Origin of the sequence: Clostridioides sp. ES-S-0123-01 (assembly GCF_020658415.1) — a bacterium.
Taxonomy (GTDB): domain Bacteria; phylum Bacillota; class Clostridia; order Peptostreptococcales; family Peptostreptococcaceae; genus Clostridioides.
Genome location: NZ_JACVWD010000002.1, coordinates 1 through 16,443 on the forward strand (window position 1 = coordinate 1; position 16,443 = coordinate 16,443).

Here is a 16,443-nt window from a genome sequence, read left to right on the forward strand (position 1 = left end):
GGATGTCAAGCTTAGGTAAGGTTCTTCGCGTTGCTTCGAATTAAACCACATGCTCCGCTACTTGTGCGGGTCCCCGTCAATTCCTTTGAGTTTCACTCTTGCGAGCGTACTTCCCAGGCGGAGTACTTAATGCGTTAGCTGCGGCACCGAGGGGGGTAACCCCCGACACCTAGTACTCATCGTTTACAGCGTGGACTACCAGGGTATCTAATCCTGTTTGCTCCCCACGCTTTCGTGCCTCAGCGTCAGTTACAGTCCAGAGAGCCGCCTTCGCAACTGGTGTTCCTCCTAATATCTACGCATTTCACCGCTACACTAGGAATTCCACTCTCCTCTCCTGCACTCAAGTCTCCCAGTTTCAAGAGCTTACTACGGTTGAGCCGTAGCCTTTCACTCCTGACTTGAAAGACCGCCTACGCACCCTTTACGCCCAGTAAATCCGGATAACGCTAGCCCCCTACGTATTACCGCGGCTGCTGGCACGTAGTTAGCCGGGGCTTCCTCCTCAAGTACCGTCATTATCTTCCTTGAGGACAGAGTTTTACGACCCGAAGGCCTTCATCACTCACGCGGCGTTGCTGCATCAGGCTTTCGCCCATTGTGCAATATTCCCCACTGCTGCCTCCCGTAGGAGTTTGGACCGTGTCTCAGTTCCAATGTGGCCGATCACCCTCTCAGGTCGGCTACTGATCGTCGCCTTGGTAAGCCGTTACCTTACCAACTAGCTAATCAGACGCGGGTCCATCCTGTACTGGCTCACCTTTGATATTCAAGAGATGCCTCTCAAATATGTTATCCCGTATTAGCATACCTTTCGGTATGTTATCCGTGTGTACAGGGTAGGTTACCCACGCGTTACTCACCCGTCCGCCGCTCTTTACCGAAGTAAATCGCTCAACTTGCATGTGTTAGGCACGCCGCCAGCGTTCATCCTGAGCCAGGATCAAACTCTCAAATAAAAGTTTATCAGGCTCAGATACTATTGTTATCTAAATATCTGGCTTTATGGTTTGTTTCTTGTTTTATAAATTAACCTACTGTTTAATTTTCAAAGTTCATTTTATTAAATAAATCATTTTGTACTCATTATTTTTTGGTTCCTTGTTGAGCACATTTATTATAATAACATCTTATTATAATATGGTCAACTACTTTTTTACATTTTTTCTTAAATTTATTAATTATTCATATTTTATAATACTATTGCGACTTTATTTTCAAATATGTAACTATTAATAATAACACTTTCAAACTATAATAATACTATATATAATTACAATTAATTTAGAAGGGAGCTAAAAAATGCTTAGAAAGATACTATACGTTTTGACAATACTTTCTATATCTATTTTTTTCGTTGTGGGATGTTCAAACTCACAAAAAAAACAAAACACAGAACAGAATAAAGAAATATCAACACAAGGAGATTCTCAAAATGCTGATGATAGTAAAAATACTTCCAATGTAACTGTTTCAGATGGAACAGACAGTCCATCAAATAAAAATACTGTGAACAATGATAATGAAAAGTTAGATGTGTCATCTTTGGATAATACTGCTCTTGATTGGTTTTATATACCAAATACTAAACATCAAACTCCAGAAGTAAATACTGACATCAAATTTAATTTTTCTGACTATAATGCTATATATAATGGACCCATCAAAGATGGTCAAAAAACATTATATCTTACATTTGATGAAGGTTATGAAAATGGATATACATCAAAGATACTAGATGTTTTAAAAAAAAATAAAGTAAAGGCCATTTTTTTCGTTACCTCTCCATATATAAAGGAAAATAAAGATTTGATAAGAAGAATGGTTGCAGAAGGTCACATAGTTGGAAGTCATAGTAAAACTCATCCTTCTATGCCAACAAAAACAAGCAATCTAGAAAGCTTTAATGATGAATTTGAAGATGTTGAAAAACTTTATAAAGAATTAACTGGAAAAAACATAGTTAAGTTTTTCAGACCTCCTATGGGTAAATATTCAGAAAAAAGCTTAGCAATGACTAAAAACCTAGGTTATAAAACTATATTTTGGAGTTTCGCATATAGAGATTGGGATACTGAAAAACAACCATCACATGAGGAAGCTAAGAAGAAAATAATGGATAATTTACATGATGGTTCTATCTTATTACTACATGCTGTTTCTAAAACTAGTACAGAAATTCTAAGTGATTTTATATCAGATGCTAGAAAACTAGGATACAATTTTGAGCTTCTAAATTATTAACATTTAGAAATATATTTAAAAGCTATATTTTAAATGTAATATTCAGATATTAATTTACATAAACTATTTCAAATTAAATACTTCAAAAAAAAATAGATGTATAGTTTTTACATGATACAAAAGTCTTTTAGTAGATAATAACTGTACATCTATTTTTAATTTATATGATTTTTTATTTTTAATTTATATAAGCTTTGTTAATCTACAAGTAAAATAATATTAGCTTTTATTTTCTAAATAATGAATACTGCTACTATTGTTGTTACAATGAGACCTGTTATCACAGGAATAAAGTTCCTTTTTGCCAATTCAATAGGGCTAACTCCACAAATTGCTGCTGCTGAAATAAGCCCCCAAGGAACTAGACATCCTCCACCAACCCAAATACCACTAATTTGACCTAATGCAGCTAATGCACCAACACTTGCATTAATAGCAGTTCCAAATACAGATGCAAGTGAACCAACTAATGAGATTCCAGAGAACCCAGAACCATCAAGCCCAGTTATTGCTCCTACTACAGTTTCTATACCTGATACTGCAAATTTATTAAGTGGTATAGTTTGAGAAAGAGCTATCCCTATATCTGATAATAATCCTTGAGAACCAGGGGCTAATACCTTTCCAAATACACCAGTTAAAGGTGCAACTTCTCCCATGTAGAAAAACGCTGCTATTGGTATAATAGCTCCAAATATCTTTATACCAAACACAAAACCATCTATTATATTTTCACACACATTTTCAAGACTATTTTTACCGAAATTTATAGTGTTTATAATAATTATCAGAAACACTGCTGTTCCTCCTAAAAGAGCTGATGCATCTCCTCCTTTTAGGTCAAACATATACATAGCAATTATATCAGCAAGAAATCCTAAAGCTACTAAAATAGTTGCTATCTTAGACTTTCCATTAAATTCTTTTACTTCTTCACTTTCAAAATCTTTAAGCTCTTCTCTAAACATTCCTTTATTGATATCTCTTTTTAATGTATAAAACGCCATCGATATCGTTACAATTCCCATTACCCAAAATAAAATCATACCATCATTTATGACATATGATACTGCTACTCCTGCGGCACCAGCTGTTATACTTGGGGCTCCCTGAATAACAAAGTCTGTAGATAAGGCAAGACCATGACCAAATAAGTTTAATGCTACTGCAACACCAATCGCTGGTAATCCAGCTCTAATAGCAACAGGTAAAAATACAGCTCCGACTAAGGCAACAGCTGGAGTTGGCCAAAAAAACCAAGAAAGAATCAACATTACAAATCCAGTTACAAAAAATGCTGTGTTAGAATTTTTTATAACTTTGGAAAATGGTCTTACCATATACTGTATGGCATTATTTGCTTCTAGAGCTTTAGATAAAGCTACCATAATAGCTATGATTAAAATAATAGGTCCCAACTCATTTAAAGATATAATAAACGAGTTAAACACTGCTGTTATAGCTCCAAAGATATTTTTTTCAAAGAATAGCCCCATGAAAAAAACACCTAATATACATGGTACTATAGTATCTTTTTTCATAAGCATAGTAATTAAGATAATTACCATAAATACAATGTAAATATAATGCGCTCCTGTTAAAACCATATTATTATGTCCCCTTTTTTTAAGATAATAATATTATATGGTCTTACAAGTAAACTTGTTACTTGGTCATAGGCACATAACAATTGGCATGTGCAGTACTTAATTTAGACATTTATGATTCATTTACTGGAATAGATATTTCAATAGAAAACTCTTTGTCACCTGATTTTACATTTATACTTCCATTGTGATATGCAATTATCTTTTCACAGTTTTTTATGCCAATTCCAAAACTTTCTACATTTTTATGAATGTTACTAACTTTGTTTTTTTGTATAATTAACAGCTTACCATCTTCAACTTTAATTAAAAATACTATTGGTCTATCCCTTCTTGCATACTTTATTATGTTGGAACATAGATTATCAAATATTCTTCTAAATTGTGTTACATCTACATAAATATGATATTGATTATAAAGTTCATTTTCTATTTTTATATGAAATCCCTTTTCTTCCAATGTATATGAACTATCTAAAAGCAGTTGAAATATAAATTCATTTGCATTAATCTTTTCATATTTTTTAGAAACTTCTTCTTCCGAATTAACAAAATGTGTAAAAAGGTCATCTGTCAAATCTTTTATCTGATATGCTTTTAATCTCACATTTTTTATATATTGCTCCAATTGCTCAGGGCTATTATACTTATGATCTTTAATTAAATCCAAATAACAAATTACTGATGTCAATGGAGTTCTGACATCATGTGATATTGAAGTTACTATATCCTTATTTTTATTCTTCATTTCTCTTTCTTTTATAATCTGATTATCAAGTGCCTGACTCATCTCATTAATACTAGATGCAAGTGATGATAATTCATCGTTACCCTTAACAGGAATTCTATACTTTAAACTACCACTTTCTACTATCTTTATGCCCATCTCTATTTTTCTTAGATATTTAATCTTTCTACTCAACAGCAATAAAAATGTTACAATAAATGTAATTGCCATAAATGTGATAGAAACAGCTTCTATAAAATTTTGAAATCGAAATCTAAATAGTGCTACTATAACTACACTAGCTTTAATATCAGAAAATTGTATCTCATAATGTCTAGCCATAGAGCTACTATAAAATTCATTTTCTTCACTCTTATCAGGTACTTCATCTGGATAGTACAGTGTATCATAAAAAAGCTCATTTCCTTTATATACTTTCATAGATACAAACCAATTGTCATTATTCCAATTTGATATATCTTCTCCATCATTTGAACTTAAATTTTTATCATTCACATAGATTTGAAAATCAGCCATTAACTGGTCTGCTTCTCTTTTAAAATAGGTTCTACCTTCTGATACATCCTTTACTATTGACTCAACGGCAGAATAAAATGGTATATTTAAAATAAAAGCCACCCCAGCTGAGATTACTACATATATCAATAGTATGACACCCAACTTTGATGGCTTAATTTTGCTAATCAATATAGTACCCCTTTCCCCATGCAGTTTTTACATATTGTGGATTTTTCTGATCTTTCTCTAATTTTTTTCTTAAATTTCTAATATGTACCATTATAGTATTATTTGCTGTATAAAAATATTGCTCATCCCAAATACTTTCATATATATTTTCAGACGAGAAAACTTTTTTTCTATTTTTTAGCATAAGAACTAGTATGCTATATTCTATAGTTGTCAAAAATATAGTTTCTCCATCCAATATGACATCTTGGGTATCCAAATTTACACTTAAACCTCTTGTTTTCAATATATTTTGCTCCTTATTCTTTTCCTTTCCCTGATATATATAATAACGTCTAAGTAATGACTTAACTCTTGAAATTAACTCAGAATATGAAAAAGGCTTTGATAAATAGTCATCTCCTCCTGCTGAAAACCCAATAACCTTGTCGGAATCTTGAGTTTTCGCAGTTAGAAATAATATTGGAGCTGTTGTTTTTTCTCTAATCTCATTACATGCAACAAACCCTGTCTTTACTGGCATAACAACATCCAAAATAATCAAATCAATTGTACTGTCTACTAAATTTACAGCCTCTTCTCCGTTCGTCGCCATAACAACTTCATAACCTTCACCAGTTAAAAGTATTTCTACAATTTCCCTAATTTCTGGATTATCATCAGCTACTAAAATTTTTTTTTGAATCTCTTTATTCATCGCTAAGCTCCTTTTTTACTATATTTCTTAAATATTTCAAACTATATAAAATATTATACTTTATTAGTAAAAGCTTAGCAATGTCATACGTTTTAATACTTTCTACTATTGTAAGTATGCTCAAAGTTTAATCAAAACGTACACACATATCCTTGATGTAAAAAATAAACTATACAATACTATCTTACATAAACAACTTCTTTTACTGACTTAACTTTTTCAGAAGATTTAACATGTGCTACAATACATACTAAACCACTTATAGCAACGAATGCATAAAAACTTATTCCTCTGCTAAGTAACATCGCTGGCACTAATAAATGCCCTGGGAAAAATATCTTAAATAATGTCATAAAACTATTTTCAGATGCCCCAACAGCTCCTGGTAATGGTAAAGATGAAACAGCAATATTGAGTAATGATTGTATTGCTAATATTTCAAACACAGTATATGTTGATAGATGGAAAGCTTTGTATACAAAGAATGGTACTAAAAACATAGCTGTTATTTGCACAATAGTTATAAGTAAAATCTTAATTACTAACTTTGGATTTTGTTTTATATATTGAGCACCTTTAACATATTCTTCAATTTGAGAAGTTATCACTTTTCGTGAACCTTCAACATCTTTTATTATTCTTAATTTTCCTAATAAATTCGTTATGAATATTATGAAGTTATTTACTAATTTTTTTGAAAATATAACTGCAATTACTCCAACAACAAGAGCAACATTCGTTATTACACCATATATCAATAAAATACTCATTCCTCTTACATTGTTTAGTATAAATTCACGTTCCATAATGAACATTATTCCGCTATATGCCAATACAACAACTTGGTGAATGACAACAATAACTAATAGTATAAGTGAAGAATAAGATATGTTTATATCATCTTTCTTCATGTAATAAACTTGCGCTGGTTGACCTCCAGACGCTGAAGGTGTAATTGAACTAAAATAAAATCCAACAAACGCATATCCCATACATTTTAAAAATGTAGTTTTTTGATTTAAAGCCTTTATACCTAAATATATATTTATACCTTCACAAGCAACATATATAAACATCATTGCAAATCCAATTAATATAAACACAGGACTTGCACCTTTTAATGATTTTATTAACGATTCAATTGATTGACCTCTAAAAACAAAGTATCCAGTTATACCCATTAGTAAAACTAAGAAGGTTACACTACCTAGACACTTATTTTTCTTTTCAGTTTTACTTATCATAACTACATCCTTTCTGGTGTTACAAATTTAAAACCACTAGCTTTGAGTTTTGGAATAGCTATCTTTAATGCTTCGATAGTACGTTCAGGTGCGCCAACTGCTCCTCCTGAGTTTTCTCCTGCATCATGCAAACAAATTATAGAATTTTCTTTTGTTCTATCTATTAACTTATTTACTATAATCTCTACTGTACTATCTTTACTCCAATCTTCTGCCATTACATCCCATAAGGTCATCTTTAAGTTATATTTTTTAACAAATTGATATGAAAATATATTAGTATGACCCCATGGTGGACGATAGTAGTTTACATCTACACCTAAATTTTTCATTGTATTTGTACTTTCAATAAAATCTTTTTTAACATAATTATAACTATAAAGCCATGCATTCTTATGTTCTAGTGAATGTAAACCAACTATGTGATTTTCTCTTAACATTCTTTTTATAATTTCAGGCTCTTTTTCAGCATTCTTTGCCACTACGAAAAACATGGCCTTTATATTATTTTCTTTTAGTACATCCAACAATTTTTCTGTATATCTTTTGTCTGGTCCATCATCAAATGTAAGAGCAATTTCATTCTTCTCAGTCATATTTTTCAATACATCTTTATTTAATAATTTATTATAATATGTAGGTATAATTGAATGGATTAAAAAAATCAAAGCAACAACTATAATTAAATCTACTACATACATTCTCTACACACTCCTTGTCCATCAAATGAAAATAAAATATTTTCTAATGAATTATTATCAAATTGTTTTTTAAGTTTTTTCATATTCAAACTCATTTCTTTAAGTGTAACATCATCATAGATTAAGTCTTTTATCTCATCTACATAGTATTTTTTATTTTTATCAAGTATTCTTCCAATTCCATTATTTAGTATAAAATCAGCATTATTTATCTCTTGTTGCAAAAATGGATTGAATGCTAATATTGGAAGCTCTGAGTAAATTGTTTCAAATAATGTTATTCCACCTGGTTTAGAAATAATAAGGTCAGCACTCTCCATATAGTTGTATACTTCATTAGTATAGCCTACAACCTCAATATTTTCATATCTATTGTACAATTTATAGTACATTTTTTTATTATTACCAGTTATTACAGTAGTTTTTACTCCTTCTAAACTATTTAGTTCTCTATAAAATTGTTCTGACTTAGGCAATAAACCTAAGCCCCCACCCATTATGAGGATGTTTTTTTTATCTAAATGATTTATATGTTCTATTTTTTTAAATTCTTTTTTTACAGGTATCCCATTAACTTTTACTTTATCTTCATCTATTCCTTTTAAAATAAGTTCTTCTTTAGTAGATTCACTAGCCACTAAGTAACAATCTGTATTTTTACTAATCCATTCTGAATGACTACTTATATCTGTTATACATGTTATCAAAGGAAGATTTGAATTATACTTTTCTTTATATCTTGATACTACTTGAGAACAAAATGGAAAAGTTGAAATAACTACTGTTGGTTGTATTTCATTAAGTAACTTGTCTAATTTAGTTAAGAAATAATCTGAAAATGTAAATTTTATATCTTTTTTTCCATTTTCAGTGCATTTGTAAAATAAATTATAAAGACTACTTCCCCGATTTACAAGAATAGAAAAAGTTTTATACATTTTATCTGAGTAGTTAGGCATAATATATTCAAATATATCCTTAATTATTATTTCAGAATTATTAAATTTTGTTTTTATATCTTCACTTAAAGAGTTTGATGCTGAGTAATGACCCATACCAAATTTTCCTGTAAGAATTAATACTTTCATAAGATTCCCTCCTCATTAAAGCCTTTAAATACCTTTAATTACTATATTTATAAGTATAAACTTTAAATCTTTAGAAAAACCTAGTATAATTCTTAAGAAATCTTAAAGTTTTAATTAAAAAAGACAAAACCCAATTAATATTGGAAGCTATCTCCTAATTAATTGGGTTTTGTCTTTATAAACATACTTAAACATAAATACTATCATTTTAATTCTTTAAATATGTCTTATTTAATTATACTTTTAATTAATCCATAATATTATATTCTTCATATAGAGGATATTTTTCAGTTAAACCAACAACCAATGTTCTTGCCTTAGATTCTTCATCATAAGTTAAACATAGGTCTATAGCCTCAGCAATTACTGCCATATCTTCCTCTTTCATGCCTCTAGTAGTTACAGCTGGAGTACCAAGTCTTACTCCACTTGTAACAAGTGCGCCATTTGGATCAAATGGTATTGTATTTTTATTAGCAGTTATGTAAGCATCATCTAATCTTTTTTCTGCTGCTTTACCAGTTATATTTTTATTAGTTAAATCTAATAATATTAAGTGATTATCTGTTCCTCCAGAAATCAATTTAAAATCTCTCTTAATAAGTTCTTCAGCTAAAGCTTTTGCATTTTTAGCAACCTGTTGTTGGTATGTTTTAAATTCATCACTTAAAGCTTCTTTAAAACATACTGCTTTAGATGCAATTATATGCTCAAGAGGTCCGCCTTGAATTCCAGGGAATATTGCTTTGTCTATAGCTTTAGCATATTTTTCTTTACAAAGGATAACTCCTCCACGAGGTCCTCTTAAAGTTTTATGAGTTGTTGTTGTAACAAAATCAGCTACTTCACATGGATTTTGATGAAGACCAGCAGCTACAAGACCTGCTATATGAGCCATATCTACCATAAGTAATGCTCCAACCTCATCAGCTATTTCTCTAAATTTTTTAAAATCTATCTCTCTAGGATATGCACTTGCTCCTGCAACTATCATTTTAGGTTTTACTTCATGTGCTATTTTTCTAACATCATCAAAATCTATAAGTCCACTATCTCTATCTATTCCATATTCATAAAATTTATAATATTGACCAGAAATATTAACTGGAGCACCATGAGTTAAATGCCCACCTTGAGATAAATTCATTCCCATAACAACATCACCTGGTTTTAGCATAGCAAAATATACACCGATATTTGCATTTGCTCCAGAATGAGGTTGAACATTAGCATGTTCTGCCCCAAATATCTTTTTAATTCTATCTATTGCAAGAGTTTCAACTTCATCTATGTACTCACATCCACCATAATATCTTTTGCCTGAGTAACCTTCTGCATATTTATTAGTAAGATGACTTCCCATAGTTTCCATTACTGGAACTGATACTATATTTTCAGATGCTATCAACTCAATATTCCTTTGTTGTCTTTTTAACTCTCTTTTCATACTTTCATAAATCTCAGGGTCCGCTTTTTTCAAGTTCTCAAACATATTACTCCTCCTAGTTATTATTTAAATTTTACTTTTACAGACATTTCATAATTTTCGTTTTTATCAATATGATAATTTATTATTATAGTCTTTTATAAATTAATAGTCAAGTGTTTTACTACTTTTACATGTTTTCTTTCTGTATTTTAAGTTAAAATATAATAAATAATATTGTCTAATTCTTTTAATTGGATATAATTTAGATGTGACTATTTTTAAATAAAAAAAAGATAATATAATTTATATATATATAAGGAATATTACTTAAAAATTTGATATAATTTCAATATTATGTTTTTTAATTTGGAGGTGTATTTATGAATCAAAATGAGGAACTTGAATATAAAAAAAATATTCTAAAATTAGCTCTATTTGTAGGGGAACTTATGATAAAAAATGGAGCTGAAACATCTAGGGTTGAAGACAGTGTCCTTAGAATATGCAGGTCAAGAGGATTTTATCATGTAAATATTTTTACAACTCCTACAGTAATAATTATTTCAGATGAAAAATTTGACGGTTTTTCGTTTATGAAAACGATTCAATCAAGAGGTATAAACTTAAATAAGATTTCCTTATTAAACAGTTTTTCTCGAGAATTTGTAAATGATAAAGAATATGATATTGATACTGCTATTGCACGTCTTTATGAAATTCAAGAGGTAAAACCTTATCCTTTATGGTTGTTTTACTCTTGTACAGGAATTGCATCTGCTTGCTTTGCTTGCTTGCTTGGAGGGAATTATATATTAAATTTTATTCTTACATTTATAATAGCAATATTTGCTGCAATTACTTATGATAAAACCATGAAGATAAGTGCAATATCTGCATTTTCATGTTTAGTATCTTCTTTTTTAATAGCACTTTCAGGAGTTTTACTAGTTGAAATAGGTATTTTGAATGACCCTAAAATGCTTATAGTTGGAGCAATAATGCCACTACTCCCAGGAGTTGCTTTTATAAAAGCCATCAGAGATTTAATATCAGGTAATTTAATATCAGGAATTTCTCGTGCTTTCGATGCTGCTATGATTATTATTGCAATTGCTTCTGGAGTCGGTTTTGTCCTTGATACATGGTATAGAATTGGAGGTCCTTTCTAATGACTGATATGTCAATGATTTTACATTTTTTATTTTCAGGCATTGCAACTGCTGGATTTGCTGTTTTTTTTAATGCACCACTTTATCTACTTCTTCCAGCTGGAATAACTGGTGGAGTTGGTTGGATTGTGTATGTATATTTATTTAATTTCACTACAAACTCAATTTTTGCGGGTTTTATAGCTGCCGCTTTGGTTTCAGCATGTAGTGAGATATTGGCTAGAAAACTAAAGCAACCAGCTATTGTATTTGTAATTCCAGGTATTCTTCCTCTGATACCAGGAATTGGATTATACAATACAATGTTATCTTTAATTCAAAAAAATTATGATTTAGCTATGTCAAAAGGTACTGATGCACTATTTTTAAGTGCTGCAATATCGCTTGGTGTATTGGTTGTAACTTCTTTTGTAAGAACATTAAACCTTTTAAAAATACGAAAGAACTTTATTCCTCAAAGAAAATCAAAATAAAAATATAAAAATAGCAATGTACCCAAATCCTATAAATATACATTAAGTGTTTATAAGAGTACATTGCTATTTTTAAATTATAATCATTTTAAAGGTCAATTAAGATTCTTGTGATTACTGGTATAAATTCTCTACTATCTCTAAATTTTTTATCATTTTTCTTTAAATACAAATAACAAATTATTGTAAGACAAATCCCAACTAATCCACTTATCGCTTCAACGCCAGATGTCATGCCAATTGCTCCCAATATATAGTATGTTCCTATTGTTCCAACAAGAAGTGCTACAAGAGGTATTATATAAGCCATCACAGCTGCTTTTAATACATTCATGTTATCCATACTTACTTCTACATGGTCACCAACCTTCGCACCAATTGTATTGTCTACCTCTACTAATATCTCTTTTGACTCTGATGAGTCAGCAGTAGCACATTTTCCACAAGCAGCACAAGCTGAGTGTCTTTGCATTTTTAATTTTGCAGTTCTATCATCAACAATCTCCATAATAAATCCTTGTTGATTCATACCTAACCGCCCCCTTATTTTGTAAATTTATTTATGGTATCCATAAGTTCTTTTATCATCTCTTCAGTTTTTTCACTATCATCATGTTTGATACTTTCTGCTACACATCCTTTTATATGATTTTCCAAAATAATTGTACCCACTCTATTTATAGCAGACCTTATAGCAGATATTTGAACTAATATATCAACACAATAACGCTCCTCTTCTACCATCTTTTGTATCCCTTTAACTTGACCCTCTATTCTTTTTAATCTTTTTATAAGAGCTTCTCGCTCATTGTTTGGTGCTAATTTTCTTTCTTCCATAAACTCACCTCATACTCTTATGATGTTCTATACAATTATGATTTACTTACCAATTTGCTTAAAATATAATACAGTTATTACTATTATAAATGCTAAAATTGATATTGCTATAGACCTGCTCTGATGCTTAGTTTGCTCCATACTTAATTTACCATTCATCTTAAACCCTGCTAATGGAAATAAAAATATAACTAATGCGTCAATTCCAAGTACAATTTGGGCTGCAATAGTCCATTTGCTCAAAAAGCAAAATATTCCACCTACACCTAAAAGAACCTCCAATATATTTATAAACTTATAAGTAGGTTTTTTTATTATATATTCTTCAATTTTTTCCTTACATTCTGTACGGCATGGATATATATTGGTATTGTCATCGTATTTTATAGCCAATTTATTATTTGGTGACTTTATATCCCTATTACAGTAAAGACATTTTTTCATTTTATGTTCTCCTCATAGTATTCCTCTTAAGAAATTTTATCTAAATTATTATATGTTTCAATACTATTATACCAAATAGATACAAAAAACAAAAATAAAAGGACTCATTTTAGCTATTTCTTTTATATTACTACTTAATTTATAATAATAATTAGATAAAATTATTTATATTTAAATTATCTCATCATATTAATATGCAATTTTGGTATTAAGCATCGGATTTTAAGTATTTATATATTAATAATATCTACAATAATAACTTCTAAAGTTAGGTTATCAAAATATAAATCATTATTAAAATCTACATTTCATAACAATAAAGAGACTGTCATTAATATTAAGACAGTCTCTTTATTGTTTATTATCTATAAGTTTAGATAACTGGTGTATCAGATAGGTAATCATTACTTACATAACCATATCCACTATTGTATTTTATTTTTACCCATCCAGTAGCAAACATTTCTACAGTTTCTACCTTACTTCCATATGGAAGTTGTCCTATTTTTTCATCTTCCGTACTTGGTCCTTTTCTAACATTTAGACCATCTTTTTCTTTTACATATTTTATCTTAACATTCTCACTGCTGTTATTAGGTTTATTACTTGTTAGATAAGACCCACTGACATATCCAATATCGTCATTGTATTTTATCTTAACCCATCCCGTTTTTAGTACTTCTAAAACTTCTACTTCATCACCATTGTTTAGATAACCCACTACAGAAGCTTCTATTGTAGCATCACTTCTTACATTTACTTTATCTGTATTAGCTACATACATTACTTTCTTACCAGTACTACTCCCTTGTAAATCTTTTAGTTCTGCAAATGCATTTTCATTTCCACCACTACCAACTTGAGTTATAGCAGTCGCCTTTTTATTTGTAAATATACTCTTTTGAGTTGCACTCAATTTATCTCCTACTATAAGTACTGGAGAATTTTCTTTTGATGCCAATACACCTACTGCTAGAGCATCTATAAGTTGATTTTGTTTTTTCATTCCATCTTTAGCTACAAATACATTATCTAAGTCATTTGATGTATAAAATTTTTCTATTACCTTTCCATTTGTTTCATTTCTATCTGCTCCACCTATTCTTTCTGAATTTGGTAGACTTTGTTTTATTTTATCTGATACAGCATTAGTAGAGCCTATTATGTATGACTTACTTATATTTTTAGAAGCTATAAAATCCTTAAAACTAGACACTCCAGATGCATCAGAAACCGGAAGTATAACCATACCATTAGTAGCAGCTACAGAAGCTATACTAACTGCATCTGCAAGACCTGTATATCCATTTATCACAGCTATTTCTGATATGTCTTTTAAACCTTCTATCTTTTTAGCTATGTTTAAAGCTGTCTGATGTCTGTCACTACCACCAATTCTATCAACTGTTAAGTTATTAGATTCTAGTTGTTTTTCTACACTATCTGATACAGAACCAGATAGTCCAATTATATAGACTTTTTTAACACCTAATCTTTCTAACTCTTTCTTTGTTTGTAAATTTAAATTATTTTTTTCTGTAAGTAGTATTGGAGCGTTCTTTAATTTAGCAAATGGTGTAACAGATAATGCATCTACAATAGATTCACTATTCACTATTACAGCTTCATTTGCGCTACTCCAACCCTCTTTACTTACTTCAATAGCTGTTTGATATCTATCTTTACCTATTAAAGTATTTTCTGTTGCCGTTCTACCCACTTCATTTGCATATGATATTGATGATAAGCTTAAAACTAGAGATAAACACAATACTGATGATATTGATTTTGTTGATTTCATATTAACTCCCCCTAAAATTATTATATCTACAATTTTTATTTACTCTAAATATTATATCACAATAATTTAGCCTATATCATCCATTCTAAAACATCAATAAAAGACAACTTTATTCTTCTCCAAAAGTTTGAAACTTATCTAAGCTTCCATATCTATTCATTAAAATATTCCATTCATGTTCATCATAAAACTCACAATTTCCACCACAATAGTGTTTTGCTACTTCAACAACAAATCTTCCTGCACTCTCTAAATCAGAATAATTACTTGCTCCAGTTGCACATCCAGCAACTGTTGTCTCAGTTGTTATAGCAACTCCTACTACAGGTGCTTTTGTAGCTACAGCAGGCTGAAGAATACTATTTATATGGTATAAACCATTTCCATATGGAGTTATATCTTGTATTGACACTGGAAATACGTAAGGAAGTCTTCCTGTAGTAGTCTGCATTATGTCTAATAAATCATTACTTGTTTTTAGAATATACCCTTCTTTTATTGTGGGAGATATAGCAAAACCTCTTGTATTTATAACTCTATTCCCTTTAGTTGTATCTATTGATAATATAGCATCACAGCTTAAATCAACTTCATTTTCATTCATAGTTCTCATATCAATTGGAGAATCCATAAATGGAACTGGTTTATGTTCTTTAGTAGGTGCATCTGGACATATGTGAGTTGAAACTATTACATCTCCATCAATAAAATCTCCCTTATTTTGCATGTCCAATAATTTTGCTCCTACTGCTATTGCTACTAAAGCTCCATCAGCGTCAGAAACCATACCTATCATTTCTGGTCTTGCTCCAATTCCTCCTAGTCTTCCTAAAACACCTAATGTCTTAGCTGTTCCTCCTGATGATTTTCCATTTTTTCCTGGTATTGTAAGCTTTACTAAGTCAGTAGACCCTTTTTCCGTACCTAAAGTTTTTACTAATATATTCTTCCCACCATAGCTTTCCAAATATTTTTTTACACATTCTCCATCTACTTCTGCACTATCAATAATATCATAAACTTCCAAAACTTGTTTTAACATCATATTTGCTCACCATCCAATTTTATTTCTTTTATTTATAGTTTTTGTGTAAATATTTTTACTTTTATTTTTATAAATATTACAGCATTTTTTTATTTTATCTATATTTTTATAAACTTTTTCTTATTATCTTTCATATCTTATTTATTTTTTTATTTTTATAAACTTTTTCCTAAGTATTTGTTTTATTTATAGTTTTATAGGTATTATATTGCTCATTAAATTTAATCAA

At 30.0% G+C, this 16,443-nt stretch carries 15 protein-coding genes and 1 rRNA gene; 3 read left to right on the top strand and 13 right to left on the bottom strand.

The window, feature by feature from the left end; genetic code table 11:
• Positions 1 to 959 (bottom strand): 16S ribosomal RNA (locus IC175_RS03640); the annotation flags it as partial.
• Positions 960 to 1,302: 343 nt separating this feature from the next.
• On the opposite strand from IC175_RS03640, the gene pdaA reads away from it, so the two are divergent.
• Positions 1,303 to 2,244: a delta-lactam-biosynthetic de-N-acetylase gene (gene pdaA, locus IC175_RS03645; protein ID WP_227851118.1), complete on the top strand. Its 942-nt coding sequence runs from the start codon at positions 1,303 to 1,305 to the stop codon at positions 2,242 to 2,244.
• A gap of 233 nt (positions 2,245 to 2,477) precedes the next feature.
• On the opposite strand, the gene IC175_RS03650 is transcribed toward pdaA, so the two are convergent.
• The 7 genes from IC175_RS03650 to glyA all read right to left on the bottom strand — a co-directional run bounded on the left by IC175_RS03650 (position 2,478) and on the right by glyA (position 10,508).
• Entirely contained in the window at positions 2,478 to 3,851 is a 1,374-nt protein-coding gene (locus IC175_RS03650) for a hypothetical protein (protein WP_227434519.1), read from the bottom strand.
• A 112-nt stretch (positions 3,852 to 3,963) separates the two neighbouring features.
• Positions 3,964 to 5,286, bottom strand: coding sequence for a sensor histidine kinase (locus tag IC175_RS03655; RefSeq protein WP_227482141.1), 1,323 nt, complete (start codon positions 5,284 to 5,286; stop codon positions 3,964 to 3,966).
• Complete coding sequence (locus IC175_RS03660; RefSeq protein ID WP_227434517.1) at positions 5,279 to 5,983, bottom strand: response regulator transcription factor; 705 nt, start codon at positions 5,981 to 5,983, stop codon at positions 5,279 to 5,281. Before IC175_RS03660 ends, IC175_RS03655 begins: the two co-directional genes overlap by 8 nt.
• Before the next feature lie 179 nt (positions 5,984 to 6,162).
• Positions 6,163 to 7,227 (bottom strand): lysylphosphatidylglycerol synthase transmembrane domain-containing protein, encoded by a 1,065-nt coding sequence (locus tag IC175_RS03665; protein ID WP_227434516.1) that lies wholly within the window; start codon positions 7,225 to 7,227, stop codon positions 6,163 to 6,165.
• Positions 7,228 to 7,229: 2 nt separating this feature from the next.
• The gene (locus IC175_RS03670) at positions 7,230 to 7,928 is read right to left on the bottom strand and encodes a polysaccharide deacetylase family protein (protein ID WP_227851119.1); all 699 of its coding nucleotides are present in this window, start codon (positions 7,926 to 7,928) and stop codon (positions 7,230 to 7,232) included.
• Positions 7,919 to 9,016 (bottom strand): MGDG synthase family glycosyltransferase, encoded by a 1,098-nt coding sequence (locus IC175_RS03675; RefSeq protein WP_227434514.1) that lies wholly within the window; start codon positions 9,014 to 9,016, stop codon positions 7,919 to 7,921. Before IC175_RS03675 ends, IC175_RS03670 begins: the two co-directional genes overlap by 10 nt.
• Before the next feature lie 247 nt (positions 9,017 to 9,263).
• Entirely contained in the window at positions 9,264 to 10,508 is a 1,245-nt protein-coding gene (gene glyA / locus IC175_RS03680; protein ID WP_227434513.1) for a serine hydroxymethyltransferase, read from the bottom strand.
• A 317-nt stretch (positions 10,509 to 10,825) separates the two neighbouring features.
• On the opposite strand from glyA, the gene IC175_RS03685 reads away from it, so the two are divergent.
• Together IC175_RS03685 and IC175_RS03690 are read left to right on the top strand one after the other, a co-directional pair.
• Positions 10,826 to 11,614, top strand: a complete 789-nt coding sequence (locus IC175_RS03685; RefSeq protein ID WP_227434512.1) for a threonine/serine exporter family protein — start codon at positions 10,826 to 10,828, stop codon at positions 11,612 to 11,614.
• A complete protein-coding gene (locus IC175_RS03690; protein WP_227434511.1) occupies positions 11,614 to 12,087 on the top strand; it encodes a threonine/serine exporter family protein in 474 nt (157 codons plus the stop codon). Before IC175_RS03685 ends, IC175_RS03690 begins: the two co-directional genes overlap by 1 nt.
• A gap of 88 nt (positions 12,088 to 12,175) precedes the next feature.
• Here the strand turns inward: IC175_RS03690 and IC175_RS03695 are convergent, their stop codons facing one another.
• The 5 genes from IC175_RS03695 to IC175_RS03715 all read right to left on the bottom strand — a co-directional run bounded on the left by IC175_RS03695 (position 12,176) and on the right by IC175_RS03715 (position 16,214).
• The gene (locus tag IC175_RS03695) at positions 12,176 to 12,616 is read right to left on the bottom strand and encodes a SoxR reducing system RseC family protein (RefSeq protein ID WP_227434510.1); all 441 of its coding nucleotides are present in this window, start codon (positions 12,614 to 12,616) and stop codon (positions 12,176 to 12,178) included.
• Positions 12,617 to 12,630: 14 nt separating this feature from the next.
• Positions 12,631 to 12,924, bottom strand: a complete 294-nt coding sequence (locus tag IC175_RS03700) for a metal-sensitive transcriptional regulator (protein ID WP_227434509.1) — start codon at positions 12,922 to 12,924, stop codon at positions 12,631 to 12,633.
• 42 nt (positions 12,925 to 12,966) lie between these two features.
• A complete protein-coding gene (locus IC175_RS03705) occupies positions 12,967 to 13,368 on the bottom strand; it encodes a hypothetical protein (protein WP_227434508.1) in 402 nt (133 codons plus the stop codon).
• Between the two features lie 373 nt (positions 13,369 to 13,741).
• Complete coding sequence (locus IC175_RS03710) at positions 13,742 to 15,169, bottom strand: cell wall-binding repeat-containing protein (RefSeq protein ID WP_227835724.1); 1,428 nt, start codon at positions 15,167 to 15,169, stop codon at positions 13,742 to 13,744.
• 109 nt (positions 15,170 to 15,278) lie between these two features.
• Positions 15,279 to 16,214, bottom strand: coding sequence for a DUF1177 domain-containing protein (locus IC175_RS03715; RefSeq protein WP_227434506.1), 936 nt, complete (start codon positions 16,212 to 16,214; stop codon positions 15,279 to 15,281).
• Positions 16,215 to 16,443: the final 229 nt, after the last annotated feature.

Bases quoted from the DNA above. Each gene is read 5' to 3' on its own strand.
- IC175_RS03690 (WP_227434511.1), top strand. From the start codon at position 11,614: ATGACTGATATGTCAATGATTTTACATTTTTTATTTTCAGGCATTGCA.
- IC175_RS03675 (WP_227434514.1), bottom strand. From the start codon at position 9,016: ATGAAAGTATTAATTCTTACAGGAAAATTTGGTATGGGTCATTACTCA.
- IC175_RS03705 (WP_227434508.1), bottom strand. From the start codon at position 13,368: ATGAAAAAATGTCTTTACTGTAATAGGGATATAAAGTCACCAAATAAT.
- IC175_RS03710 (WP_227835724.1), bottom strand. From the start codon at position 15,169: ATGAAATCAACAAAATCAATATCATCAGTATTGTGTTTATCTCTAGTT.
- IC175_RS03670 (WP_227851119.1), bottom strand. From the start codon at position 7,928: ATGTATGTAGTAGATTTAATTATAGTTGTTGCTTTGATTTTTTTAATC.
- pdaA (WP_227851118.1), top strand. From the start codon at position 1,303: ATGCTTAGAAAGATACTATACGTTTTGACAATACTTTCTATATCTATT.
- IC175_RS03715 (WP_227434506.1), bottom strand. From the start codon at position 16,214: ATGATGTTAAAACAAGTTTTGGAAGTTTATGATATTATTGATAGTGCA.
- IC175_RS03650 (WP_227434519.1), bottom strand. From the start codon at position 3,851: ATGGTTTTAACAGGAGCGCATTATATTTACATTGTATTTATGGTAATT.
- glyA (WP_227434513.1), bottom strand. From the start codon at position 10,508: ATGTTTGAGAACTTGAAAAAAGCGGACCCTGAGATTTATGAAAGTATG.
- IC175_RS03665 (WP_227434516.1), bottom strand. From the start codon at position 7,227: ATGATAAGTAAAACTGAAAAGAAAAATAAGTGTCTAGGTAGTGTAACC.
- IC175_RS03695 (WP_227434510.1), bottom strand. From the start codon at position 12,616: ATGAATCAACAAGGATTTATTATGGAGATTGTTGATGATAGAACTGCA.
- IC175_RS03685 (WP_227434512.1), top strand. From the start codon at position 10,826: ATGAATCAAAATGAGGAACTTGAATATAAAAAAAATATTCTAAAATTA.
- IC175_RS03700 (WP_227434509.1), bottom strand. From the start codon at position 12,924: ATGGAAGAAAGAAAATTAGCACCAAACAATGAGCGAGAAGCTCTTATA.
- IC175_RS03660 (WP_227434517.1), bottom strand. From the start codon at position 5,983: ATGAATAAAGAGATTCAAAAAAAAATTTTAGTAGCTGATGATAATCCA.